The organism is Microbacterium sp. NPDC056057, assembly GCF_042266945.1.
GTDB lineage: Bacteria > Actinomycetota > Actinomycetes > Actinomycetales > Microbacteriaceae > Microbacterium > Microbacterium trichothecenolyticum_C.
Map to the genome: position 1 here is coordinate 1,410,754 of NZ_JBHJWS010000001.1, position 23,051 is coordinate 1,433,804.

At 69.8% G+C, this 23,051-nt stretch carries 26 protein-coding genes; 14 read left to right on the top strand and 12 right to left on the bottom strand.

Annotation, left to right across the window (positions count from 1 at the left end):
* Positions 1 to 158: 158 nt before the first annotated feature.
* Positions 159 to 758, top strand: a complete 600-nt coding sequence (locus ACFC1K_RS05905) for a nuclease (protein WP_375870847.1) — start codon at positions 159 to 161, stop codon at positions 756 to 758.
* A gap of 46 nt (positions 759 to 804) precedes the next feature.
* Here ACFC1K_RS05905 and ACFC1K_RS05910 read toward each other — a convergent pair whose 3' ends face one another.
* From ACFC1K_RS05910 to ACFC1K_RS05925, 4 genes are all read right to left on the bottom strand, one after another.
* Positions 805 to 1,047, bottom strand: coding sequence for a hypothetical protein (locus ACFC1K_RS05910; RefSeq protein WP_375871156.1), 243 nt, complete (start codon positions 1,045 to 1,047; stop codon positions 805 to 807).
* Between the two features lie 109 nt (positions 1,048 to 1,156).
* Positions 1,157 to 1,618 carry an SRPBCC domain-containing protein gene (locus tag ACFC1K_RS05915; RefSeq protein WP_375870848.1) on the bottom strand — a complete coding sequence of 154 codons (462 nt, stop codon included), beginning with the start codon at positions 1,616 to 1,618 and terminating at the stop codon, positions 1,157 to 1,159.
* Entirely contained in the window at positions 1,615 to 2,277 is a 663-nt protein-coding gene (locus ACFC1K_RS05920) for a dihydrofolate reductase family protein (protein WP_375870849.1), read from the bottom strand. The genes ACFC1K_RS05915 and ACFC1K_RS05920 overlap by 4 nt, the downstream gene beginning before the upstream one ends.
* A 1-nt stretch (position 2,278) precedes the next feature.
* Positions 2,279 to 2,617 carry a helix-turn-helix transcriptional regulator gene (locus ACFC1K_RS05925; RefSeq protein WP_045297775.1) on the bottom strand — a complete coding sequence of 113 codons (339 nt, stop codon included), beginning with the start codon at positions 2,615 to 2,617 and terminating at the stop codon, positions 2,279 to 2,281.
* Positions 2,618 to 2,766: 149 nt separating this feature from the next.
* On the opposite strand from ACFC1K_RS05925, the gene ACFC1K_RS05930 reads away from it, so the two are divergent.
* Positions 2,767 to 2,937: a hypothetical protein gene (locus ACFC1K_RS05930; RefSeq protein WP_375870850.1), complete on the top strand. Its 171-nt coding sequence runs from the start codon at positions 2,767 to 2,769 to the stop codon at positions 2,935 to 2,937.
* A gap of 27 nt (positions 2,938 to 2,964) precedes the next feature.
* On the opposite strand, the gene ACFC1K_RS05935 is transcribed toward ACFC1K_RS05930, so the two are convergent.
* Both ACFC1K_RS05935 and ACFC1K_RS05940 read right to left on the bottom strand, forming a co-directional pair.
* Positions 2,965 to 4,665, bottom strand: a complete 1,701-nt coding sequence (locus tag ACFC1K_RS05935) for a hypothetical protein (RefSeq protein WP_375870851.1) — start codon at positions 4,663 to 4,665, stop codon at positions 2,965 to 2,967.
* A gap of 125 nt (positions 4,666 to 4,790) precedes the next feature.
* Positions 4,791 to 5,300: a MarR family winged helix-turn-helix transcriptional regulator gene (locus tag ACFC1K_RS05940; protein WP_375870852.1), complete on the bottom strand. Its 510-nt coding sequence runs from the start codon at positions 5,298 to 5,300 to the stop codon at positions 4,791 to 4,793.
* Between the two features lie 134 nt (positions 5,301 to 5,434).
* Between ACFC1K_RS05940 and ACFC1K_RS05945 the strand changes: the two genes are divergently transcribed.
* From ACFC1K_RS05945 to ACFC1K_RS05960, 4 genes are all read left to right on the top strand, one after another.
* A complete protein-coding gene (locus ACFC1K_RS05945; RefSeq protein ID WP_375870853.1) occupies positions 5,435 to 6,226 on the top strand; it encodes an SDR family NAD(P)-dependent oxidoreductase in 792 nt (263 codons plus the stop codon).
* A gap of 68 nt (positions 6,227 to 6,294) precedes the next feature.
* Complete coding sequence (locus ACFC1K_RS05950) at positions 6,295 to 7,362, top strand: winged helix DNA-binding domain-containing protein (RefSeq protein WP_375870854.1); 1,068 nt, start codon at positions 6,295 to 6,297, stop codon at positions 7,360 to 7,362.
* 71 nt (positions 7,363 to 7,433) lie between these two features.
* Complete coding sequence (locus tag ACFC1K_RS05955; protein WP_375870855.1) at positions 7,434 to 8,465, top strand: alpha/beta fold hydrolase; 1,032 nt, start codon at positions 7,434 to 7,436, stop codon at positions 8,463 to 8,465.
* Between the two features lie 76 nt (positions 8,466 to 8,541).
* A complete protein-coding gene (locus tag ACFC1K_RS05960) occupies positions 8,542 to 9,213 on the top strand; it encodes a class I SAM-dependent methyltransferase (protein WP_375870856.1) in 672 nt (223 codons plus the stop codon).
* 37 nt (positions 9,214 to 9,250) lie between these two features.
* Here ACFC1K_RS05960 and ACFC1K_RS05965 read toward each other — a convergent pair whose 3' ends face one another.
* Positions 9,251 to 9,982: an alpha/beta fold hydrolase gene (locus ACFC1K_RS05965; RefSeq protein ID WP_375870857.1), complete on the bottom strand. Its 732-nt coding sequence runs from the start codon at positions 9,980 to 9,982 to the stop codon at positions 9,251 to 9,253.
* A 227-nt stretch (positions 9,983 to 10,209) separates the two neighbouring features.
* On the opposite strand from ACFC1K_RS05965, the gene ACFC1K_RS05970 reads away from it, so the two are divergent.
* Together ACFC1K_RS05970 and ACFC1K_RS05975 are read left to right on the top strand one after the other, a co-directional pair.
* The gene (locus ACFC1K_RS05970; RefSeq protein ID WP_375870858.1) at positions 10,210 to 11,589 is read left to right on the top strand and encodes an FAD-binding oxidoreductase; all 1,380 of its coding nucleotides are present in this window, start codon (positions 10,210 to 10,212) and stop codon (positions 11,587 to 11,589) included.
* Complete coding sequence (locus ACFC1K_RS05975; RefSeq protein ID WP_375870859.1) at positions 11,586 to 12,938, top strand: class I SAM-dependent methyltransferase; 1,353 nt, start codon at positions 11,586 to 11,588, stop codon at positions 12,936 to 12,938. The genes ACFC1K_RS05970 and ACFC1K_RS05975 overlap by 4 nt, the downstream gene beginning before the upstream one ends.
* A gap of 17 nt (positions 12,939 to 12,955) precedes the next feature.
* Here ACFC1K_RS05975 and ACFC1K_RS05980 read toward each other — a convergent pair whose 3' ends face one another.
* Positions 12,956 to 13,366, bottom strand: coding sequence for a GreA/GreB family elongation factor (locus ACFC1K_RS05980; protein WP_375870860.1), 411 nt, complete (start codon positions 13,364 to 13,366; stop codon positions 12,956 to 12,958).
* Positions 13,367 to 13,451: 85 nt separating this feature from the next.
* On the bottom strand, positions 13,452 to 13,619 hold the full coding sequence (locus ACFC1K_RS05985; protein ID WP_310285476.1) for a hypothetical protein: 168 nt from the start codon (positions 13,617 to 13,619) through the stop codon (positions 13,452 to 13,454).
* Positions 13,620 to 13,722: 103 nt separating this feature from the next.
* On the opposite strand from ACFC1K_RS05985, the gene ACFC1K_RS05990 reads away from it, so the two are divergent.
* Positions 13,723 to 14,094 carry a VOC family protein gene (locus ACFC1K_RS05990; protein ID WP_375870861.1) on the top strand — a complete coding sequence of 124 codons (372 nt, stop codon included), beginning with the start codon at positions 13,723 to 13,725 and terminating at the stop codon, positions 14,092 to 14,094.
* 106 nt (positions 14,095 to 14,200) lie between these two features.
* Positions 14,201 to 15,799, top strand: coding sequence for an L-serine ammonia-lyase, iron-sulfur-dependent, subunit alpha (locus tag ACFC1K_RS05995; RefSeq protein WP_375870862.1), 1,599 nt, complete (start codon positions 14,201 to 14,203; stop codon positions 15,797 to 15,799).
* A gap of 214 nt (positions 15,800 to 16,013) precedes the next feature.
* On the opposite strand, the gene ACFC1K_RS06000 is transcribed toward ACFC1K_RS05995, so the two are convergent.
* Together ACFC1K_RS06000 and ACFC1K_RS06005 are read right to left on the bottom strand one after the other, a co-directional pair.
* On the bottom strand, positions 16,014 to 16,760 hold the full coding sequence (locus ACFC1K_RS06000) for a hypothetical protein (protein WP_375870863.1): 747 nt from the start codon (positions 16,758 to 16,760) through the stop codon (positions 16,014 to 16,016).
* Between the two features lie 659 nt (positions 16,761 to 17,419).
* Positions 17,420 to 18,001, bottom strand: coding sequence for a thymidine kinase (locus ACFC1K_RS06005; protein ID WP_375870864.1), 582 nt, complete (start codon positions 17,999 to 18,001; stop codon positions 17,420 to 17,422).
* 63 nt (positions 18,002 to 18,064) lie between these two features.
* Here ACFC1K_RS06005 and ACFC1K_RS06010 point away from each other — a divergent pair, with 63 nt between their 5' ends.
* Genes ACFC1K_RS06010 through ACFC1K_RS06020 form a run of 3 tightly spaced genes read left to right on the top strand, consistent with a single transcriptional unit; the run spans position 18,065 to position 20,724 of the window.
* The gene (locus tag ACFC1K_RS06010; RefSeq protein ID WP_375870865.1) at positions 18,065 to 19,114 is read left to right on the top strand and encodes a DUF2804 domain-containing protein; all 1,050 of its coding nucleotides are present in this window, start codon (positions 18,065 to 18,067) and stop codon (positions 19,112 to 19,114) included.
* A 54-nt stretch (positions 19,115 to 19,168) separates the two neighbouring features.
* Positions 19,169 to 19,993: an ABC transporter ATP-binding protein gene (locus tag ACFC1K_RS06015; protein ID WP_310285469.1), complete on the top strand. Its 825-nt coding sequence runs from the start codon at positions 19,169 to 19,171 to the stop codon at positions 19,991 to 19,993.
* A complete protein-coding gene (locus ACFC1K_RS06020; RefSeq protein ID WP_375870866.1) occupies positions 19,990 to 20,724 on the top strand; it encodes an ABC transporter permease in 735 nt (244 codons plus the stop codon). Before ACFC1K_RS06015 ends, ACFC1K_RS06020 begins: the two co-directional genes overlap by 4 nt.
* Before the next feature lie 15 nt (positions 20,725 to 20,739).
* On the opposite strand, the gene ACFC1K_RS06025 is transcribed toward ACFC1K_RS06020, so the two are convergent.
* Positions 20,740 to 21,180 (bottom strand): MarR family transcriptional regulator, encoded by a 441-nt coding sequence (locus ACFC1K_RS06025; RefSeq protein ID WP_310249817.1) that lies wholly within the window; start codon positions 21,178 to 21,180, stop codon positions 20,740 to 20,742.
* A 42-nt stretch (positions 21,181 to 21,222) separates the two neighbouring features.
* Between ACFC1K_RS06025 and ACFC1K_RS06030 the strand changes: the two genes are divergently transcribed.
* On the top strand, positions 21,223 to 23,022 hold the full coding sequence (locus tag ACFC1K_RS06030; RefSeq protein WP_375870867.1) for a DUF2207 domain-containing protein: 1,800 nt from the start codon (positions 21,223 to 21,225) through the stop codon (positions 23,020 to 23,022).
* Positions 23,023 to 23,051 lie beyond the last annotated feature (29 nt).

The window sequence follows — 23,051 nt, forward strand, 5'->3', positions numbered from 1 at the left end:
CCGGGCGCGGTCCGCGGTGGCGTATTCGCTCTGATTCCCATTCCCATGCCCGTGGTGACTCTCGGGGTGCTGGTCGCCGCTGTCGGCATGCTCGGATTCGTCGCCTACGGGGCTCGAGTCGGCAGCGTGGCCGCGAGGGCCGCGTCATTGCGCCACATATGATTCGCTCTGAAGCGCTCACGAAGGAGACGGAATTGTCAGCGGCAGACTCTCGAACAACATGGGTGCTCGTGGACGGCGAGAACATCGACGCGACTCTCGGAACTTCGATTCTCAACCGGCGGCCACAGCCAGACGAGCGGCCGCGATGGGATCGACTCCTCGCATTCGCAGGAAGAGAGTGGGCCCAGTCGGCGCGGGGCGTTTTCTTCCTCAACGCGTCATCGGGTATCCCGATGGCATTCGTCCAGGCGCTCAAGGCGATGGACTACATCGTCGTCCCGCTGTCCGGCGAGCCGGACGAGAAGGTCGTCGACATCGCCATCCAGCGCACACTGCGCGCACTCGACAGTCGTTCTGCCGACGTGATGCTCGTCAGCCACGACGGCGACTTCATCGAAGACATCGCGGGCCTGATCGGTCCACCACGGCGGGTCGGCGTCGTCTCATTCGCAGAGTTCCGAAACGTCGGCTTCAACTCGCTCGCCGGGCTGGAGAAGTTCGACCTCGAGTACGACGCGCGGGTCTTCGACGCTCCTCTGTCTCGGATCCGGGTGATCCCGATCGGCGAATTCGACCCGACCACATTCCTGGATTGAGAACCGCCCCAGCGGCTCGCTCGGCGACGGGCAAGCGTGCCGTCCGTCAATCGTGATGGGTGAACGCCACGGGCTTGCCGCCGGCGCGGGCGTACGCGATCTCCTTGCTCGTGGACTCGCCGATGTACCCGCCTGGGTTGACCACCAGAACCCGATCGGCCAGGTCGATCTTGTGCAGATGCAGGGCGTCCAACACCGCCTTCTGCTCGTCTGTGACCGGCCCGCCTGCTTCGCCGGGAGCGAGCACGATGGCGCCCGCGAAGGTGAGATCGCGGTTCGCCTCGCGCATCTCTCCTGCGAAGCGAGCCGAGCCGCAGATGCAGACGATCTCAGGTCGATCGAGCACGGGCCATTCTTTCACGGAGGACGGATCGGTCTGGGGAAATGGTGACCTGGCCCTAGTCGAGGTGACGGGCGAGGGCTTCGAGCAGGCCGCGGGTGCCTTCTTCGCGGTTCGGGCCGTCCGCCCAGAACCTGTCGAAGAAGATGCCGTGCTCGACATGCGTGAGCCGGGTGCCGCCCGCAACCTGCTCGAACTCGAAGGACGCCACCGACGTGGACATGTGCGTGCCATCGAGCCACATGTCGTAGGTCGTGACGATGCGGACGTGTTCGACGATGTCGGTGTAGACGGCCTCGTACCGCGAGAGCGGGCCTCCGTGGAACTTCGCCTCGTCGATGTCGCGCCCGCCGACGCGGAAGTCGAATGTCCACTCGCCCGACTCGAACGCGTCCCCGTCGCTGAGCCAGCGACGCTTCTGCTCCCCGTCGGCGAACGCCTGCCAGACCCTGGTGACGGGCGCGGGGTACTCGCGGGTGAGGGTGAAGCCGGAATGGGCGAGGCGCCGGTCGATCGTCATCGGGCTGCGACTTCGCGGGTGAAGGTGACGTGGATCGTGCCGCTCTCCGCGACCTGGGTCCGCACCCCGTGGGTGGATTCGAGACCCCGAAGGTCGTCCCAAACCCGGGCGCCCCGGCCGAGCACGATCGGCGCGATCGCGACGTGGAGGTCGTCGACGAGTCCGGCGCGGAGGAACTCGCGCGCGGTGCGCACGCCGCCCCCGACCCGGACGTCGAGACCGCCGGCGGCGGTGGTCGCCTCGGCGAGCACGTCCTCGATGGCGCCGGTGCGGAACTCGAACGTCGTCCCGCCGGCCATCGGGATCGACGGCCGCGGCGCGGAGTGCGTGAGCACGTAGACGGGGTAACCGAACGGCGGCTGGTCGCCCCACCACCCCTTCCAATCGGGGTCATCGGGATATGCGTGCAGACCGAACATGGCCGCGCCCATGATCTCGGCGCCCACGCCCGTGAAGAACGAGGCGGCGAACGATTCGTCGATCCCGGTGGTTCCCGCGCCGCTCGTGTCGCCGAAGACCTTCTGCCGGAAGGTGCGTGTGGCTGCGTAGGCCGCGGTCAGGGGACCCCAGTCCTCGCCCATGGGGTTGTCGGCCTCGGGATCGGGTGCAGCGGCGTAGCCGTCGAGTGACGAGAACAGGTCCACGCGAACACGGGTCATTTCAGATCTCCTTCGGGGTGGTGCGGGCCAGGTGGATACCGAGGCGGTCCGCCTGGCGTTCCGCAGAGGTTCGTTGCTCGCCGAGCCAGAGATGCAGCACGTCGAGCGCGCCCGGTCGCAGGCTCACGGTCCGGACGCGCCCCTGCTTGCTCGAGGTGACGACTCTGGCGTCCTCGAGAATCCGCAGGTGCTGAAGCAGCGAAGGCAGTGCCATCGAGAACGGGGCCATCAGGTCGGACACGACAGCAGGGGATTTCGCCAGACGCTCCACGACCGCGCGGCGGGTGGGGTCCGCGAGAGCTCGGAGCACAGCATCCAGCTCCCCGGAATAGTTAGGCATATGCCTAACTATTCCTCACGGGTGCGGGGCCGTCAACTGTCCGCCTGACGAGCGCGCCCCGTGCGCGACGGAATCGACGCCGAACTCCTAGACGAAATCCTCCCCACGGGGGAGGCGAGCCGAGACCTGCCGCTCGTAGCATCCGAGGCATGACCGATACCGTCTTCAAGCCGGGTGACGACGTCTTCACGACGAACGCGCGCGGCATCGTCATCGATGTTCGGGCAACGCCTTCGGGCAAGTGGGTCTTCGGTGTCGAGGACGCCCACGGCGCGGTGAACTACTTCACCGGCGCGGCCCTCCGTCCGGCACGGTCTTAGCGACTGCCGCCGCCCGAACTGCGGCCGTCAGCCGCAGTTCGGGCGGCAGCCGCGCTGGGTGACCGCGTCGATCAGCACGGTGCCGATGTCGGTCGGCTGGAGGGCCTGATACGCCGCGCCGTCGGTGGCGGCAGCGATCTGCTCCAGAGCGGACTGGTCGGTGTCGGGTCCGTAGCCGATCGCGATGACGGCGACGGGCTTCGCCGGATCCCGCAGGGTCTCGAGCTGAGCGAGCAGTTCCGGCAGGTCCAGTCCCTCATCGTCCTCGTTGACCCCGTCGGTGTTGAGCAGCACCAGATGCACCTGTCCGGGGACATACGTGTCGCGCATGTACTGCACCGCCGCGAGCACGCTGTCGTAGAGGCCGGTGCCGCCGCCGACGAGGCTGTCGAGCCCGTTGGCCGTGTCGATCGTGCGCTGCTTGTGGGCCGGATCGCCCAGGGGGCCGAAGGGGACGACCTCCTGCCAGTCCTGTCCGCCGATCCGTCGGCTCGAGAACACCCAGGTCGCGAGCGACGAGTCGTCCGACAGGGAGTTGACGGCACGGACGGCGGCCTGTTCGAACAGGTCGATGCGCCGCATGTCGGCGGTCGCCGGCTGGAGCATGGAGCCCGAGACGTCGTTGAGCGACAGCATCCGTGACGGGGCCGTGAGCATCTGCCAGGTGCGCAGCGCTTCGGCTTGGTTGGCGCTGTCGATGGGCTCAGCGGGCGCGCCGGTGCCCGCAGCATCCGTTGCCGCGTCCGGCGCAGTGCCCGCCGCGTCGCGCAGCCCGAACTCGGCGAGGTGACCGCTTCCTTCCGCGATGGCGGCGGTCAGCATCTCCACTGCTTCGAGCGTGCCGGTCGGAGCCTCGGCGAGCGTCACCACGGGAACGCTCAGCGCGGGCTTCACGTCGGCCGGGTAGACGGGGACGAGCGGGGTCTGGGTCTCCTGACCGTACTTCCGCAGCGCCTGCTCTGTGGTGACAGCGACCGTCGGCGTCGTCGCGGCGGACACGGCTGCGAGTGCATCGGCGGCGGTGGGGACGACGCCGGTGTCGAGGCCGAGCACGAGCGCGGTGAAGGCGCGCGCGTCCCCGCCGACCGCGGTCTGCAGCGCGAGCAGCGCCGCTGAGCTTGCGGCGACCATCGACGGATCCGGCAGTACGGCAGCGACCGCGCGGCCCGCGAGGCTCGAGAATCCCGCGCCCGCCGACTCGAGCGCCGCCGCCGTGGGTTCGGTCGCCGCGAAGACGACCGGCGTGCTGGCCACCGTGGCGCCCACGACCAGGTCTGCCGCGTCCACACCCGTGAGTTCCGCCTGGCCGGTCGCTCGCGCCGGCCACATCGCGGAGTCGGGGACCCACACGTCGAAGTCGGGCGCGGACCCGGCGGCCAGCGCCGCGGCCGTGGCGGCGCTGTCTTCCGCGACGATCGTCACGTCGGGGCAGTCGGCGCCGGATGACGGCAGATCGGCGACGATCGCCTCGAGCGCTCCCGCGAGCGCGGGATCCGCCGTGATGCGCAGACTCGACGGCAGACATCCGCTCGTCGACGCCGGTTCCTGCTCGGGTTCACCCCCGGTCCCGCGCGTGAGGAAGATGCCGAGGACGACCGCGATCGCCACGACGAGGACGAGGATCACTCCGAGCAGCAGCAGGGACCGCCGCCGCCGCTGTGCGGCGCGGACGGCCGCCCGCGTGGGGGCATCGCTACTGATGGGCGTGTTCGGCTGCACTCGAACCACATGCACTCCGATGGACGGCGGGTGGGGCCCGCTTCGGGGATACGTCGACGTATCTGAGGAATACGGCGTCGTATTTGGGGGATACTTCAGTGGAGTATAGGGGACGGGCAGTCTCGATGCCCCGGTCAGGCCGGTCGGCTCCGCCCGCCTGCTGGACTCCAGGTCTCGGCCGGGTCGATGGCCTGAGCGAGGCGCCGGCTGACCAGGCCGAGCTGACGCACCTGCTGCGGCGTGAGCGGCGCGAAGACCAGCTGCTCGACGAGCGCGTGGTGCGCCGGCGTCGACTCCACGAGCAGGTCGTGCCCCTCGTCCGTCAGAACGGCGAGGGTGACGCGCCCATCGCTCGGGTCGATCTGGCGCCGCACGAGGCCCTTCCGCTCCAGGCGGGAGATCGCACGCGACAGTCGCGAGAGGGTGCTGCTCGCATAGCCCGCGAGTGTGCTCATCCTCAAAGTGCGTTCGGGTGCGCTGTCGAGCGCGAACAGAAGCCCGTGTTCGAAGTGGGTCAGGCCGCTGTCGCGTTGAAGCTGAGCATCGAGCGCTGCGGGCAGACGCTCGAGGAGCGTGGCGACGGATGCCCACACCTCGAGCTGTTCCGCGCTGAGGCCGGTCGGCACGGGCGGTGTTGACGGCATGGTTCGAGGCTACGGCACCGCCGATGCCCGCATCGCAGGGCGCACAAAGCTTGCTCAGGAAAGTTATTCCGCGTAGATTCACTTTCTCAAGCAAGTAAAACGGATGCTGTGCGCATCGCGGAGGAGTCAGACATATGGATGTGCAGCTGCAGGGCAGGACGGCGTTCGTCAGCGGATCGACGCAGGGGATCGGGTTCGCCATCGCGTCCGCGCTCGCCGCAGAGGGCGTGCGCGTCATCGTGAACGGGCGCAGCTCGGAACGAGTCAGGGCCGCGGTGGCCCGACTGCGCACCGAGCACCCTGGCGAAGACCACACGGGGCTCGTGGCGGACTTCTCCGTGCCGGCGGACGCGGCTCGACTTCTTGACGACCTCGGTGAGGTCGACATCCTCATCAACAACGTCGGCCTGTTCGGGCTCGCGGAGTTCGCGTCGATCTCCGACGCGGAGTGGGCACGCTATCTCGAGGTCAATGTCATGAGCGGCGTGCGCTTGTCGCGTCACGTCCTCACCGGCATGCTGCAGCGGGGGTGGGGTCGAATCCTCTTCGTCAGCAGCGAGTCCGGCGTGAACGTCCCGGCCGACATGGTGCACTACGGCGTCACGAAGGCAGCCATGATCGCCCTCGGCAATGGCCTCGCCAAGCTCACGCGCGGCACCGCCGTCACCGTCAACACCGTGCTCGGCGGCCCGACGTATTCCGACGGCGTCGCGGCGACCGTCGAGGCCATCGCCGGTTCACAGTCCGCGCCCGTCGACGCGATCAAGAACGCGATCATCGGGCAGAACAGCACGACACTGCTGCAGAGGTTCATCGACCCTGGGGAGATCGCGCAGCTCGTCACTTACCTCGCGAGCCCGCTCGCCTCGGCGACCAACGGCGCCGCGGTGCGAGCTGACGGCGGCGTGCTCACCGCCATGCTGTGAGCTCCGCGCCGCCTGGGTCGACGACGGCGACCGTCGACCCTGGCACGCCTGGCGCATACGCTCGTCACGTGCTCACCGATCGTGACATCGCACGCTGGCGATTGCACTCGCAGCATCTCGCGGCACCCGTCGACGGTGCGGAAGACGTGGTGCGGTCGCTCCTCGCCGTGCAGGCGGAGAATCCGTCGCAGTCGGCGTGGGCCGTCGCCGCCCGCACGCGGCACCCGCAGCAGTCAGACCTCGCCGGGCTGCTGGAGAGCGGGCGGGTGCTCAGGACGCACGTCCTGCGTCCGACGTGGCACTACGTCCACGCCGATGACGCGCTGTGGCTCCTCGAGCTGACCCGCGATCGGGTGCTGCCCGTCGTGGATCAGCAGCTCGTCCCGCTCGGCGATCGCCTGGGCGCCGTCGCCGACGCCGTGCTCGAACTCCTCGCCGCGTCGCCCGATCGCACCCGCGCCGACCTCGCCGACGCCTTGGCGCAGCGCGGAAACGAGCTGACGGGCACGCAGCTCATGCTCCTGGCGGGCCATCTGGAGCTGCACGCCCACATCTGCAGCGGCGTTCCGCGCGAGGGCGAGCACACCTACGCACTGTTCTCCGACCGCGTCGACGCGCCGCGGCGGCTGGATCGCGACGAGGCGCTCGTCGAGCTCGCGGTGCGCTACTTCACCTCCCACGGTCCTGCCACCGCGCGCGATCTCGCCTATTGGGCGACACTCACCCTCACCGATGCCCGCCGTGGACTTGCGGGCGCCGCCGACCGACTCGAGTCGTTCGATCACGACGATCGGACCTACTGGCACGCACCCGGCCGGCCTGCAGCATCCGTGTCGCCTGAAGGCCACCTGCTCCAGGTGCTCGACGAGATGTATCGCGGCTATCAGGACTCGCGCTGGGTGCTCGATGCCGACGGGCTGCTGTCGCGAGGGCGCGAGACCGTGATCGGCATGGCGCTCGTCGACGGCCAGGTCGTCGCCGGGATGAAGCGCACGCTCACGAAGCGGGCGGTGGTCTTCGAGATCCGCAGGCTGCGGCTCCTCGCTCCCGACGAGGAGGACGCGATTCAGGATGCTGCGGCCCGCTGCGCCCGCTACCTCGAACTCGAGCCTCGCCTGACGTGGCAAGAGCCGTGAAGTCTCGTGTGGCGTGATGCGGCGCGATCGATCCCGCTGCTGCGGAGGAGAGGCGTCGTCATAATGGGCGTGTGCAGCAACGCATCGGTCGCGTGTCGACGGCTGATGGCACCGAGGTCGCGTACGCCTCGGTCGGCGAGGGGCGCGCGCTCGTGTATGTCGGCGGGTGGCTCAGCCACCTGCAGCTGAGCTGGGAGATGCCGGAGGAGCGGGCGTTCTACGAGAGCCTCGCCGAAGGCTGCCGGCTCGTGCGCTACGACCGCGCCGGGTGCGGGCTGTCTGCGCCTTCCGGTCGTGCGCCCTCGCTGCAGTACGAGTTGGAGCAGCTGGCTGCGGTGGCGGAGCTCGTCGGTCCGGAGCCGTTCGACGTCGTCGGGACGTCGATGGGAGCGCTCGTCGCGGTCGCTTGGGCGGCGGCGCACCCGGAGACCGTGCGGCGGCTCGTGCTGTACGGCGGATGGGTCTCGGGCGCGAACATCTCGCCGCCCGACGTACGCGATCACGTGCTGGGTCTGGTCGAGTCGCACTGGGGCCTGGGTGCCGACGTGCTCACCGACATCTTCGCGCCGGACGCGACGTCCGCGATGCGGAAGGGCTTCGGCCGGTATCAGCGGGCCTCGTCCTCCGCTGAGACCGCCCGCTCCCTCCTTGCGCTGAGCTACGACCTCGACATCGGCGACCTCCTCGCGCAGGTCCGCGCCCCGACGCTGGTGGTGCATCGGGCCGAGGACCGCGCCGCCCCCGTGGCGGAAGCCGCTGCCCTGGCCGACGGCATCCCCGACGCGACACTCGTCGTGCTCCCCGGTCGCTCGCATCTGCCCTACATCGGCGATGCGCACGCCATCATGGCGCCGATCCGCCGGTTCCTCGGCCTGCGCGGCTTGCGGCGCTCGCCGCGGGATCTGACTCCGCGGCAGGCGCAGGTCGCCGCTCTGGTCAGCGAGGGCCGCACCAACCGTGAGATCGCGCAGACGCTGGGCATCGACGAGCGCTCCGCCGAGGGACACGTCGAAAGGATCCGGCTGCGCCTCGGCTTCACGTCGCGAGCACAGATCGCCGCTTGGTTCGTCTCCCAGCGCGAGGGCTCTGCGCCGTCGAACTGAGGTACTTCCCCGCCTGTCGACACGGATGCCGCGGCCCAGGCTGGTCTCAAGCGACAGCCTGAGCTCAGGAGGAGACATGGCCGACACCACGACCGCTGACGACCGCACAACGGCGTTCGAGTTTCCGCAGCACACGCTGCGGGGCGCGTTCAACGCGGCATTCTTCCGGGTGATGGACCCGTACATCGAACACAACCTGCGCCGGCACAAGCAGCGCGTCTTCGCGGACCTTCCCGCCGAGGTGGTCGAGATCGGTCCTGGCGTGGGCGCCAACCTGAGGTACCTCACCGCGGGCAGCAGGCTCGTGGCCGTCGAGCCCAATCGATCCATGCACGGGCCGCTCCGAGACGCGGCGAAGCGGTACGGGATGGGCCTCGACCTGCGGGAACGCATGGCCGAAGAGACCGGGCTTCCCGACAGCAGTGCCAACAGCGTGATCTCCTCGCTGGTGCTGTGCTCGGTGCAGGATCCCGCAGTCGTGCTCGCCGAGATCCGGCGCATCCTGCGCCCGGGCGGCACGTTCCGCTTCCTCGAGCACGTCGCGGCCCCCGACGGCACGCCGACCCGCGTCGCGCAGCGGATTCTGCGCCGCCCGTGGGCGTGGACGTTCGAGGGCTGCTCGTGCGAACGGGATCTGGAACAGGCCGTCCGCTCTGCCGGGTTCGAGAGCGTGACGATCGAGCGCTACCGGATCCGGACCCCGTTCCTCCCGTTCAACACCCACATCGCCGGTATCGCACGGGCGTAGCCGCGTGCGATACCGGCGCAGTGCGTGGTGTCGGCGGTCAGCTGATCGAGGCCGCCGCCGCGCGGATCGCCTCCAGCGTCGCGTCCGGCTGCGACACCATCGAGACGTGCGACGCGTCGACCTCGGTGATCGTGGCGCCGGCGCGTTCCGCCATGCGGCGCTGCGTGTCGATCGGGATGACGCGGTCCTCGGTGCCGAGCACGGCCCAGCTCGGGATCGTCTTCCACGCCGGCGCGGCTGACGGCGTCACGTTCGCCACGAAGGAGGCCGGACGCTGCGTCGCGACGATCGTCCATCGGTCGGCCTCAGGGAGATCCTGTGCGAACGCGTCATGGACGGTCTGCGGCTTGAGGAACGCCTCGGCCGCGCCCTCCGGAGCGCCCGGGTAGCCCGCGACGTCGAGGACCGTGGTCGGATCCGCGACCGCCAGGGCGGAACCCGATCCCTCGAGGATGCCGACGACGGTCTCGCCCTCGTCGGGGATGAACGCGTCGACGTACACCAGTGCCTTCACGTCGCCGCCGTGTGCGCCGGCGTTCGTGATGACCGCGCCGCCGTACGAGTGGCCGACGAGCACGACGGGCCCGCTCGTCCGCTGGGCGAGGAACGACGCGATGTACGCCGCGTCGGACGACAGTCCGCGCAGTTCGTTCGGCGGGGCGAGGACCGTGAACCCTTCGGCCTGGAGCGGAACGCTCACGGCGTTCCAGCTCGAAGCGTCGGCCCACGCGCCGTGGACGAGGACGATCGTCGGCTTGCTCTCTGACATTCGACTTCCCATCTGTTGCGCCGCCCCCAGGCGGCTGCGGATGATAAAAGTCGCGTCGTGTGCTGTCCTGGACGCGCTGTCCGACACCTTAGGGCCGCACCGCGCGTCGGCGCCAGCGTTGTCCGGTTGACGGGTTGGTGAACGCTTGCCGAAGGCGGCGCGCGACACCCTGCCGCCCTGCAGCCGAATGGGGTGCGCCGTCGGCCGCCGCGGGCTAGCGTGGGGGCGTGTCCGCCCCGGCGATCGATGCACGGAACGCCCACGCCGCCGGCGTCGAGCGCCTTGTGGGGAGCTATCGGGCTGTTCCGGCATCCGCCCCGGTGCGGCTCGCCAAGCCGACGTCGAACCTCTTCCGGTCGCGGCGCAAGGTCCACGCCCGCGGGCTGGACACCTCGGGCCTGACCGGAGTCATCGAGGTGGATCCCCTCTCGCGGACCGCGGACGTCGACGGCATGTGCACCTACGAAGACCTCGTGGCTGCGACCCTTCCGTTCGGACTGACTCCGCTCGTCGTGCCCCAGCTCAAGACGATCACTCTCGGCGGCGCGGTCACGGGCCTCGGGATCGAGTCCGCGTCCTTCCGCAACGGCATGCCGCACGAGTCGGTGCGCGAGATGGACATCCTCACCGGCACGGGGCGCGTGGTGACGGCATCGCCGGTCGACCATGCCGACCTGTTCCGCGCATTCCCCAACTCGTACGGCACGCTCGGCTATGCGGTGCGGCTGCGGATCGAGCTGGAGCGCGTCGAGCCGTTCGTCGCGCTCACACATGTTCGGTTCCACGCTCTCGCCGATCTCGTGGCCGCGATGGATCGCATCGTGGCGACAGGCCACTTCGGTGACGCTCGCGTCGACTACCTCGACGGCGTGGTGTTCAGCGCCGACGAGGCCTACTTGTGCATCGGCGTGCAGGCGGCCGCACCCGGTCCTGTCAGCGACTACACCCGTCAGCAGATCTACTACCGGTCGATCCGGCACGACGACGGCACGATAGCCGACCGGCTCACCGTTCACGACTATCTGTGGCGATGGGATGCCGACTGGTTCTGGTGTTCGCAGGCGTTCGGGGCGCAGCATCCGTTCGTCCGACGAATCTGGCCCCGACGGTACCGGCGCAGCCGGTCGTACGCGAGCCTGATGAGGCTCGAACGACGGTTCGACGTCGGCGATCGCCTCGAGAAGCTGCATGGCCGACCGCCCCGTGAGCGTGTCATCCAAGACATCGAGGTGCCCATCGCGCGCTGCGCCGAGTTCCTCGAGTGGTTCCTCGCCCATGTGCCCATCGAGCCGATCTGGCTCTGTCCGCTGCGGCTGCGTGACGACGCGGGTTGGCCGCTGTACCCGATCCCGCCGCGCGAGACCTATGTGAACGTCGGCTTCTGGTCGACGGTGCCGGTGGGGAACGTCGAAGGGGAGACGAACCGGATGATCGAGCGCGAGGTGAGCGAGCTCGACGGGCACAAGTCGCTGTACTCCGAGGCGTTCTACTCCCGCGAGGAGTTCGACGCGCTGTACGGCGGGGCGGCATATCGTGCCGTGAAGGAGCGGTACGACCCCGACTCGCGACTGCTCGACCTCTACGCGAAGGCGGTGCAACGACGATGACCACATTCGACGAGCGGGGGACGGATGCTGCGCCCCCGGCGCCCGCCGGAGGCAGCGGGGCCGACGACCCGGCGCGAAAGCTCACGCTCGCCGAGATCCTCGAGATCTTCGCCGGCGGACGGCTGCCGCTGCGATTCACCGCCTACGACGGAAGCTCGGCCGGACCCGTGGATGCGCCCTACGGACTGGACCTGAAGACACCACGGGGCACGACGTATCTGGCGACCGGCTTCGGCGACCTCGGCCTCGCCCGTGCTTACATCGCCGGCGACCTCGACATCCACGGCGTGCACCCCGGCGATCCGTACGACCTGCTCAAAGGGCTCGCGGACGCTCTCGTCTTCCCCCGGCCGTCGCCTCGGGTCATGGCCCGCATCGTCCGCTCGATCGGCTTCGAGCATCTTCGGCCGATCGCGCCGCCGCCGCAGGAGGTGCCGCCGCGCTGGCGACGCGTCGCGAACGGAATGCGGCACAGCAAGCACCGCGACGCCGAGGCGATCCACCATCACTACGACGTCTCGAACACCTTCTACGAATGGGTCCTCGGTCCGTCGATGACCTACACCTGCGCCTGCTATCCGGCACCCGACGCCTCGCTCGAAGAGGCGCAGGAGAACAAGTACCGGCTCGTCTTCGAGAAGCTGCGACTGAAGCCCGGCGACCGGCTGCTCGACGTGGGCTGCGGCTGGGGCGGAATGGTGCGGTACGCGGCGCGTCGTGGAGTTCACGCCACGGGGGTCACGCTCTCGAGGGAGCAGACGTCGTGGGCCCAGCGGGCGATCGCCGACGAAGGACTAGGCGAGCTCGCCGACGTGCGCTTCGGCGACTACCGCGACATCGCGGAGACCGGGTTCGACGCGGTGTCTTCGATCGGCCTGCTCGAGCACATCGGCGTGCGCAACTATCCGGCCTACTTCCGCTTCCTCCGGTCCCGGCTGCGCGTCGGCGGGCTCCTGCTGAATCACTGCATCACCCGTCCCGACAATCGCAGCGAGGCCGCCGCGACAGGCTTCATCGACCGCTACGTCTTCCCCGACGGTGAGTTGACCGGCTCCGGCAGGATCATCACCGAGGCCCAGGACGTCGGCCTCGAGGTGCTCCACGAGGAGAACCTCCGCCCGCACTACGCGATGACCCTCCGCGACTGGTGCGCGAACCTCGTGGAGCACTGGGACGAAGCGGTCGCCGAGGTGGGGCTGCCCGCCGCGAAGGTATGGGGTCTCTATATGGCCGGGTCACGGCTCGCGTTCGAGTCCGGCGGCATCCAGCTTCATCACGTCCTCGCGGTCAATCCCGACGAGCGAGGCGGCGTGGGTGACCTGCCGTCACGGCCGTGGTGGACGCCGTAGCGGCGATCACCCCGTTGTCAGCTGTGCGGGACCGCGTCCGCTACGGCGCCCGCGATCGTCGCCCCGCTGGGCGCGGCGTACGAGAAGCGGTCGCCCGGGAGCAGCCCCGCGATCGCCTGGCCGAGCGGTGAGTCGGGGGAGTAGACGGCCAGGTCGGAGTCCGCGCCGAGGAGGGTGCGGGAGCCGAGCAGGAACGTCTCCCGCGATCCGTCTGCGTCGAACTCGACCGTCACGCGCATCCCGGGCTCGACGATGCCGTCGTCCGGGCGCTCGCCGACCTGGGCGCGACGGATGATGCCACGCAGTTCCAGTGCGCGGACCTGGCTCTGCTCGTCCCCCGCGCCCTCGCGCACAAGCAGTTCGAGCTCCTCCTGCAGCTGACGCAGAGCGTCCTGCGTGAGCCAGATCGGCTCCTCCACAACAGACACGGCAAACCTCCACAGCCGGGACAGATGAAGTTCCCGAGCCTAGCGGTTCCCGTCGAGGGGTGCACCGCGAGCAGGCGCCGCCTGCCTACCGGCGTTGTTCGAAGGCTCCCGCGGTGACCGGGATCGCGACGGCCGCCACGATGCAGAGCAGCCCGGCGACGAAGACCAGGGCCGGCAGGATCGGTGACGCGAAGGACAAGCCCAGGATCACCATTCCGCCGATGAGCAGGATCAGATAGAGCACGAACAGCATCGCCAACCTCCAGGATCGCCTACCTCATTGATACTCCCCGCCCCATGCCACGGGAAGAGTCTCCTCACTGGCACGCCGATGGAGCGGGCGCGAGAATGACGCCATGAGACTTGTGCAGGTTGCTCAGCACGCCGACGACCTCGAGCGCGCCGCAGGCTTCTACACCGCCCTCCTCGGCAGCGACGCGAAAGCGGTGTTCGATCCGCCGGGCCTGCTGTTCTTCGACCTCGACGGCGTGCGGCTGCTGCTGGACCGCAACGCCCCGACCGCGCTGTTGTACCTGCACGTCGACGACGTCGCGGCGGTCCTCGAGCGGATCGGCGATCGGGCCGAGGTCGTCTCGCCGCCGCACGTGATCTTCACCCACGAGGACGACACCCTCGGTCCGGCGGGTCACGACGAGTGGCAGGCGTTCGTCAAGGACTCCGAGGGCAACACCGTCGGCCTCATCTCGTTCCGGCCTGTCGCTGCCTGAGACCGCCAGGCTGCACGACGAATGCGCGCGAGATGAGGCATCCTGCTCGTATCGAGTCGGTAACAGGAGTCAGAGTGCACGCTCCTGTCGGGTTAGCCTGGTCGCGATGAGCGCCTACGTCTCGGCGTTCGAGCTGTTCTCCATCGGCGTAGGACCCTCGAGCTCCCACACGGTCGGTCCCATGCGGGCCGCCTACGATTTCGTCGTCCGTCTGCGCGAAGGCGGGGTTCTGCCGCAGGTCGGCCGCGTCACCTGCACGCTGTTCGGCTCGCTCGGCGCAACAGGCATCGGCCACGGCACACCCGACGCCGTCGTCGCGGGGCTGCGGGGCCTCGAACCCGAGACGGTGGATCCGGATGCTGTGCGCTCGGCCTGGAGCGCCTGGCACGACGATCGCGCGCTCGAGTTGGCCGGGGTGCATGCGGTGCCGTTCGAGCGGGGCGACGTCGTGTTCGCGCCGCGCACCAGGCTGCCCGGCCACCCCAACGCGATGACCCTCGAAGCGTGGGCCTCGCGCGGCGACGGACCTGCGCGTGCGCTCGCCGCGCCCGGCGTGCGCGAGACGGGTTCGTCCGGGGCGGTCGAACCGGTGGTGGGGACGGATGCCGGACTCCTCGTGCGCGAGACCTACTACTCCGTCGGCGGCGGCTTCATCCGTCGCGAAGGCGGCTCTTCGGCAGGCGCCGGGGCCGAAGGGGTTCGCCCGGCGTTTCCCCTCGACTTCTCGAGTGCGGAGGAACTGCTCGCCGTATGTGACGAGCGGGGCATCACCATCGCGGAGGCCGCGCGCATCAACGAGGAGTCGCTGCGCCCCGACGAGGACATCGCCGAGGGGCTGGACGCGATCTGGGACGCGATGGCCGCGTGCGTCGAGGCCGGCCTGCAGTCGGGGGGCGTTCTCCCCGGGATCCTGGGGGTCAAGCGCCGCGCAGCATCCATCCGCGAGCAGCTCGAGGCCGCCGAGGCCGACGGCCGTCGCGAGCTGCCGGGGGAGTGGCTGGGCGCGTTCGCGCTCGCGGTCAACGAGGAGAACGCCGCGGGCGGGCGGGTCGTGACCGCGCCGACGAACGGCGCTGCCGGCATCCTGCCCGCCGTCGCGATGTACTGGTGGCGCTTCCTCGCCGATTCCGGCCTGGGCGCCGGCAATGCGGTGACGCCCTACGGCGAGCTGGTCGGCAGCGCACTGCTCGGCTATCACGGGCACGCGGCGACCACCGAGGAGGCCGCAGGCTGGGACGACGAACAGGTGGCGGAGGCGAACCGTCGCCGAGGCATCCGTCGATTCCTCCTCACCGCGACCGCGCTGGGCTCGCTGTTCAAAGCCAACGCGTCGATCTCGGGCGCAGAGGGCGGCTGCCAGGCCGAGGTGGGGTCGGCGTGCGCGATGGCCGCTGGTGGCCTCACCGCCGTGATGGGCGGCACGAACCGGCAGATCGAGAACGCCGCCGAGATCGCGATGGAGCACCACCTCGGCCTCACCTGCGACCCGGTCGGCGGACTCGTGCAGATCCCGTGCATCGAGCGCAACGCGATCGCCGCGTCCACCGCGGTGACGGCCGCGCGCCTCGCCCTGCGCGGCGACGGCTCGCACTACGTCTCGCTCGACGCGGTCGTCGAGACCATGCGGCAGACCGGCATCGATATGTCGCACAAGTACAAGGAGACGAGCGAGGGCGGCCTCGCGGTGAACGTCATCGAGTGCTGAGGCGCGCCAACGGGCCACTGCACCGCCGACGATTCGTGGCTTCGTGTGGCGCAACACGCGGAGTCGCTGCGGCGATGCCGCGCGTCGTGACACCCGCGCACGCCGCATGCGCCAGTGAGGCCCGTTCAGGTGACGGAACACGCGGGATGGCCGTGGAGATGCCGCGTGTCGTGACACCCGAAGGCGGCCCGGATCCGACGGGGCAACGCGAGCGTCAGGAATGCGCCGGCATCCAGCCGCGACGGAGGAGAACAGAGCGCACGATGCCGACGGCACTGCGATTTCCTCTGACGTGAGCGGAGGTGAGCCTCACGACCTCCCACCCCTCAGCCGCATAGGCGGCGTACTTGTCGATGTCGCGGTTCCACTGTGTGCGGTCGGTCCGATGATGATCGCCCTCGATCTCGACTGCTGTCCGAAACTGGGAGAACACGAACTCCGTGATGCCCAGCAGCGTGCCGTTTCGATCATGGATCTCAACGTCCAGCTCTGGGGTCGGGAGACCGCCGGCCGCAGCATCCAATCGGAAGTCCGTCTCGAGCGGAGAGGCGCTGCCGACCCGGACGAGCGGCAGGGCCTCCTGCAGGCGGCCGATGCCGCGTCGCCTCCCGGCGGCGACGACGTTGCCGAGGTCATCGATTGTGCCCAACTGCTGCCGCGGTAGGAGGGCTCCCCGACGATCGCGGGGGATACGCACGATCTGGTCGCCGAGAGAGACGAGCTCGCGGATGGTCAGCTCTGCGCCGAGCATCGCCCACGTCGACACCGCATCCGTCGTCCGCACCTCTTCGTGCGTGATCACGTTCGCGAGGTGAGGCGCAACCTTGACGCCGCGCACTCCTCTCGCTCGCGGAGCGCGGTTCGGTGCGAGCACGCCGACTTCGAGCAGAGCGCCCGGACCCACGGACAGCCCGAGATGCACGGCCGCCGTGCGGCCTGCGAGGAAGGCGTGCGGCCTCATCACACGCGCATATGCCCGGATCTTGCGCCACTCCGACTGCCTGGCGATGTCGTCGATGGACAGATCTCCGTCCGGGGGCGCACTCGCGGCGACCTGGCGAACTCCATGGAACGGCGCATCCAGGTCACGCGCCTGCAGTCGTCCCGAGGACACGCCCGCGGATCGGGCGTCGGCGACTGAGAAGCTGCCGCCGAGGAACGCCGGCAATGGAGAAGGCCGAGCTGACACACGACGACGATGCTTCGCGCGGCCGGTGCGATGACGGAGCCCGCGTCGATCTGGGGACTCCTTGGGGAAAGCGCTACCTGTGGAGGAGCCCCGTCGCCGACCGATACACCGGTCAGGGTGACGCAACGCGCGGGGTGTGCACGACGATTCCGCGTGTTCCGACACCCGAGCTCGGGTGCGAGGCAGGGCCGCCGGCGCGGCGCCGGGGAATCGGGTGGCGCAACACGCGGGGTGCGCGAGACCATTCCGCGCGTTCCGACACCTGAGCTCGGGTGCGAGGCAGGGGCACCGGGGTGCCGGGATCCAGGTGGCGCGACACGCGGGGTGTCTACGGTGATTCCGCGTGTTGTGACACTTGAGCCGCCGGCGAGCGAGGGACCCGAGCGCCCAACGGTGAGCGAGCGCCGGGACGCGGGACGGATGCTGCGGGCTCAGGCGCGTCGGCCGGTGAAGTGGCGGCGGCAGCGGGCCTGATAGGACTCGATGCCGCCGACCTGCGCGGCGGTCGGCACCCGCGGGTCGCCGGCGGTGTCGGCGGCGATGCGCTGGTGGAAGGCCGCGTCCTCGCCGCAGATCGCGCACACGGCCGTGAGCTTGAGGACGTCCTCGGCGATCGCCATCAGCGACGGGAGCGGCTCGAACGGGCGCCCGTCGAACGTGACGCACAGCCCTGACACCACCACCGTCACGCCTCCCGCGACGAGCTCGTCGACGGCCGCCACGAGGTCGGTGCCGAAGAACTGCGCCTCGTCGATCGCGACGAGGTCGAGGCCGCGGCCGTGCACGCCGGCGACGAGCGCCGCCACGTCGGGCACCGAGCGCGAGGGCACGCTCAGCCCGGAGTGCGAGCTCACCAGCCCTTCGCCGCGGCGGTCGTCGAGGGCGTGACTCACCACCTCGACCTCGAGCCCTGCGATGCGCGCGCGGCGGACGCGGCGCAGCAGCTCCTCCGACTTCCCGGCGAACATCGGACCGGCGACGACCTGCAGCCTCGCCTGGGCGCGCGTGTGCATGGCGCCAGACTACGTCCGCCTAGGATCGAACCACCCGACCCCGGACCGTCAGCAAGGATGCCGATGACCGCAGACTCCTCCGCGCGCCCACGCCCGCGCCATCCCGCCGATCACGCACGCCCCGAGCGTGAGCTGACCGCACCCGTGTCGCTCACACTCCCGAACGGTCGGGTGAACCCCGACGCGATCGGGTGGGCGCGAGAGCCCCTCGTCGACACGTCGGGCATCGGTCGCGGACTCGGCCGCAACAAGCGGTGGGAGTACTGGAACATCACGACGCCGACCCACATCCTCGCGCTCACCGTGTCGTCGATCGACTACGCCGCGGTGCACGAGGTGTGGGTGTTCGACCGCGCCACCGAGCGCGCCTGGGGCAAGAGCGCGACGGTGGCGCCGGCACATGACGTCGAGCTCCCGGCGAACGTCGAGAGCGGTCCTGCGCGCGGGCGCGCGAAGGACCTCGAGATCGAGATCGTCCCCGAGGCCGGGGGTGCGCGGCTGCGCGCGCGGATTCCGGATGCCTCGTTCGACGTCTTCGCCGCGCTCCCCGAGCACCACGAGCGTCTGGCCGTGGTGGTGCCGTGGAGCACGAGCCGCTTCCAGTACACGGTCAAGGACGTCGCGCGCCCGGCCTCGGGGTCGGTGACGATCGGCAGCACCACGTACGACGTGCCTGCGGGCGAGTCGTGGGCGGTGCTCGACCACGGCCGCGGACGATGGCCGTACGACATCAGCTGGAACTGGGGTGCGGGTTCCGGCAGCTCGGGCGGGCGCACGATCGGCATCCAGGTCGGCGGACGGTGGACCGCGGGCACGGGGTCGACCGAGAACGCCGTCTTCCTCGACGGACGGCTCCACAAGATCCACGACGAGCTCGACTGGGACTATGACATCGCCGACTGGCGGACGCCCTGGCGCATCAGCGGCGGCGGGCTCGAGGCATCCTTCACGCCCTTCTACGACAAGGTCACCCGCACCGACCTCGGAATCGTCGCCTCCCGCACCGACCAGTGCTTCGGACGATGGGCAGGAACCTTCGCGGTGCCGAACGGCGACATCGTCGCCTTCGACGGGATCGTGGGCTTCGCCGAGGAGGTCCGAAACCGCTGGTGATCCGTGCCGCGCGTCTCGTTGACGACGAGGTGGCGGGGGAGCACTATTCGTCTCGTGACGAACAATGCGGAGACGGATGCTGTGAGCGTGCGTGGTCTGCACGTCACGCGCGGCAGGACCGAGGTGTTCACGGGGCTCGATCTGCACATTCCGCGGGGGCAGATCACCGGCCTGCTCGGCCCGTCGGGGTGCGGCAAGACCACGCTGATGCGCTCGATCGTGGGCGTGCAGAAGGTGGCGGGCGGCGACGTGACGGTGCTCGGCGAACCGGCCGGTTCCCGCGCGCTGCGCAAGCGTGTCGCGTACGACACGCAGGCGGCCTCGGTCTACGGCGACCTCACGATCCAGCAGAACCTGCGCTACTTCGCGCGCCTCGTCGACGCGCCCCGCACCGACGTCGATCGCGTCATCGAGCAGGTCGGCCTCGCCGACCAGCGCGACCAGACCATCGACTCGCTCTCGGGCGGACAGGAGAGCCGCGTCTCGCTCGCGGTCGCCATGCTCGGCGTGCCCGAGCTGCTCGTGCTCGACGAGCCCACGGTGGGCCTGGATCCGCTGCTGCGCGCCGAGCTGTGGGAGGTCTTCCGCGGCCTCGCCGACGCCGGTGCCACCCTTATCGTCTCGAGCCACGTCATGGACGAAGCCCTCCGGTGCGACCGCCTCGTCCTCATGCGCGCGGGCCGCATCATCGCCGACACGACCCCCGACGGCCTCTTCGCCGACACCGGGACGACGGACCCGGATGCCGCGTTCCTCACGCTCATCGAGCGCGACGCGCACGCTCGCACGGAGGCCGAGGCGCAGCATCCGCTCACCCGCCGAGAGGCGCGCGAGCAGGCCGAGCATGCGCACCACGCGGACGAGGGGAGCGCGTCATGAACGGGGTGCTGACCACCGCGACGGCGGGGCGGGTGCTGCGGCAGCTCAGCCACGACCCGCGCTCGATCGCGCTGATGCTCGTCGCGCCGAGCCTGCTCGTGGGCCTGTTCGCGTGGCTGTTCAGCGACCAGGAGGGCGTGTTCGACCAGTTCGGCGGGCCGATCCTGGCACTGTTCCCGTTCATCGTGATGTTCCTGATCACCTCGATCACGACGCTCCGCGAGCGACGGTCGGGGACCCTCGAGCGGCTCATGACGACGCCGATCGCGAAGGCCGACTTCATCGTCGGGTACGGGCTGGCGTTCGGGCTCATGGCGACACTGCAGGCGGTCATCACCGTGACCTTCGCGGTGTGGGTGTGCGGACTCCAGGTCGACGGCCCGCTCTGGCAGCTCGGGCTCGTCGCCGTCGTCGACGCGATCCTCGGCACCGCGCTCGGGCTCCTGGCGAGCGCCTTCGCACGCACCGAGTTCCAGGCGGTGCAGTTCATGCCGCTCATCGTGTTCCCGCAGATCATCCTGGGCGGGCTGTTCATGCCCCGCGAGGACATGCCCGAGGCGCTGTACCAGATCTCGAAGATCCTGCCGCTGAGCTACGCCATCGACACGATCAACGCGGTCACCGACGGCGACGAGGGCTGGGAGGTCTTCGGGCCCCTGCTCATCGTGGTCGCGTTCGCCGTGGGCGCGCTGATCCTCGCGTCGCTCACGCTCCGGCGCCGGACGCCATAGCCCGACGCCCCGACGTCAGCAGCTGGGCTGCTTCTTGCGGAGCTTCGCGGTGAGGTCGCGCAGCTGGCAGAGCTCGTCGTCCGAGAGGAGCGACATGCGTTCGGCGATGGCCTTGCCGTGGGCACTGGCGATGCGGCGGAACAAGGAGGCGCCGGCATCCGTCGCGTGCACCAGCGCGCCGCGCCCGTCGTCGGGGTCGGCGCACTTGGTGATCAGTCCGCGCGCGACCATGCGGTCGACGAGGCGCGAGACGCTCGGCTGACTGATCAGCATGTTCGCCGTCACGTCGCGCAGACGTGCGGTGAGGTCGTCGGCGCGGGTGACCGTGAGGAGCACGTCGTACTCTGCCTGGCTCAGCGTCTCGTCGTCGAAGTCGTCGTTGATGTCGCCGAACACCTCGTGCTGCGCGCGGAAGAGACTCTCCCACGCGTCGATGGCGAGACGGCGATCGGTCATAGCGTCAAGATTAGAGCCTCGCACCGACCCTAGGCTGGCCCCATGGCGTCTTCTGCAGTCGCGTCGTGGCGCACGCATCGTCTCGGAGTCGTGGGGCTGGTGCTCGCCCTGCTCACCGGAGTGCTGCTCGCGGGCCTGACTACGAGCCCGGCGCACGCGGGCGTCGACGATTTCTCGTTCGAGAGCCTCGATGTGGAGTACCAGCTGGGCCGCACCGAGGACGGCACGAGCACCCTGACGGTCGTCGAGACGTTCGTCGCACTGTTCCCCGAGTTCGACCAGAACCGCGGCATGCGCCGCTCCATCCCCGACAGCTATCTGGGTGCACCGCTGCACCCCGAACTCGTCTCGATCACGGACGAGACCGGTGCCCCCCGTGCCGAGGAGACGGAGTCCGAGGACGGCTACTACTCGATGACGTCCCGCGCCGACGACTTCGTCCACGGTCGGCAGACCTACGTCTTCACCTACACGCTCCAGAACGTCACGCACTACTTCGCCGACACCGGGGTCGACGAGTTCTACTGGAACGTCAACGGTGTCCAGTGGCCGCAGCCCTTCGGCCGCATCACCGCGCGCGTGACGATGCCCGCCGACCTCGAGGCCGCGCGCACGGGTGCGCAGGCCTGCTACGTCGGCTCCCAGGGCTCGACCCAGACCTGCCCGATCGAAGATGCCGAGGGGACGATCGCGGCCTCGGTCGAGAACGTGCAGCCGTACCAGACGCTGACGATCGCGATCGGGTTCGACCCTGACACGTTCACCGAGTTCGACCCGAGCTATCTCGCGTCGCCGTGGGGCTGGCTGCAGAGCGGGGTGGCCGCGCTCGGACTCGGCACCGCCTTCGTGCTGGCGGCCGTGACCCGCCGTCGCCATCTGCGCGATGAGCCCGGACGCCCCGTCATCATCGCGGAGTACACGCCGCCGCGCGGCATCGACGCCCTCGAGAGCGCCGTGCTGCTCGGCCGCACCACGAAGGCGATCCCGGCCGAGGTGCTCGAGCAGGCGGTGGTGGGCAGCATCCGTATCGAAGAAGGCCCGCCCAAGTGGTTCGGCGGCACGAAGCTGAAGGCCGTGCTCGTGAACCCGTCCCTCGCCGACGGAGACGGACGGATGCTGCTGCCCGGCCTGTTCCCGATGGGCATGGCGGGGGAGGAGTTCGAGTTCGGCCGCTCCGACACGAGGTTCTCGACGACGGCGCAGAAGGTGCTGAAGGCGGCGTCGGCGGAGCTGTCGTCGCGCGGACTCCGGCGGAAGGTGCCGCTGAGCGCCCGGGCCTGGCCGGTCGTGATCGCGATCGTGTCCGCGGTCCTCGTGCTGCTCTTCGGCATCGGCGCGCTGGCGGGCTACGTGACGGCGTGGGTGCCGATCCTGCTGATCATCGGTTCGGTGCTCGTCGTGCTGCTCGTCGCGGGGATGGTGTCGCGCAAGCCCCTCACCGCCGCCGGCGCCGAGACGCGCGACCACCTGCTCGGGCTGAAGGAGTTCATCGAGTGGGCCGAGGCCGACCGCATCCGCATGCTGCAGTCTCCGCAGGGTGCTGAGCGCGTGCGCGTCGATGTCTCCGACCCGCGCATGAAGCTGAAGCTGTACGAGACCCTGCTGCCGTACGCGGTGGTGTTCGGCCAGGAGAAGAAGTGGGCCGAGGAGCTCGCCGTGCTGTACGGCTCGGGCAACTCCCCAGGCTGGTACTCGGGATCGACCGGCTTCAACGCGGCGGCGTTCTCGGCCGGGATCTCGAACCTGTCGACCTCGGCCTCGTCGTCGTCCACGTCCGGCGGGTCGTCGGGCGGCGGCTCCGCGGGCGGCGGCGGTGGCGGTGGCGGGGGCGGGGGCGTCTGATCCGGGATGCTGCCCCTCGGGCACGACGC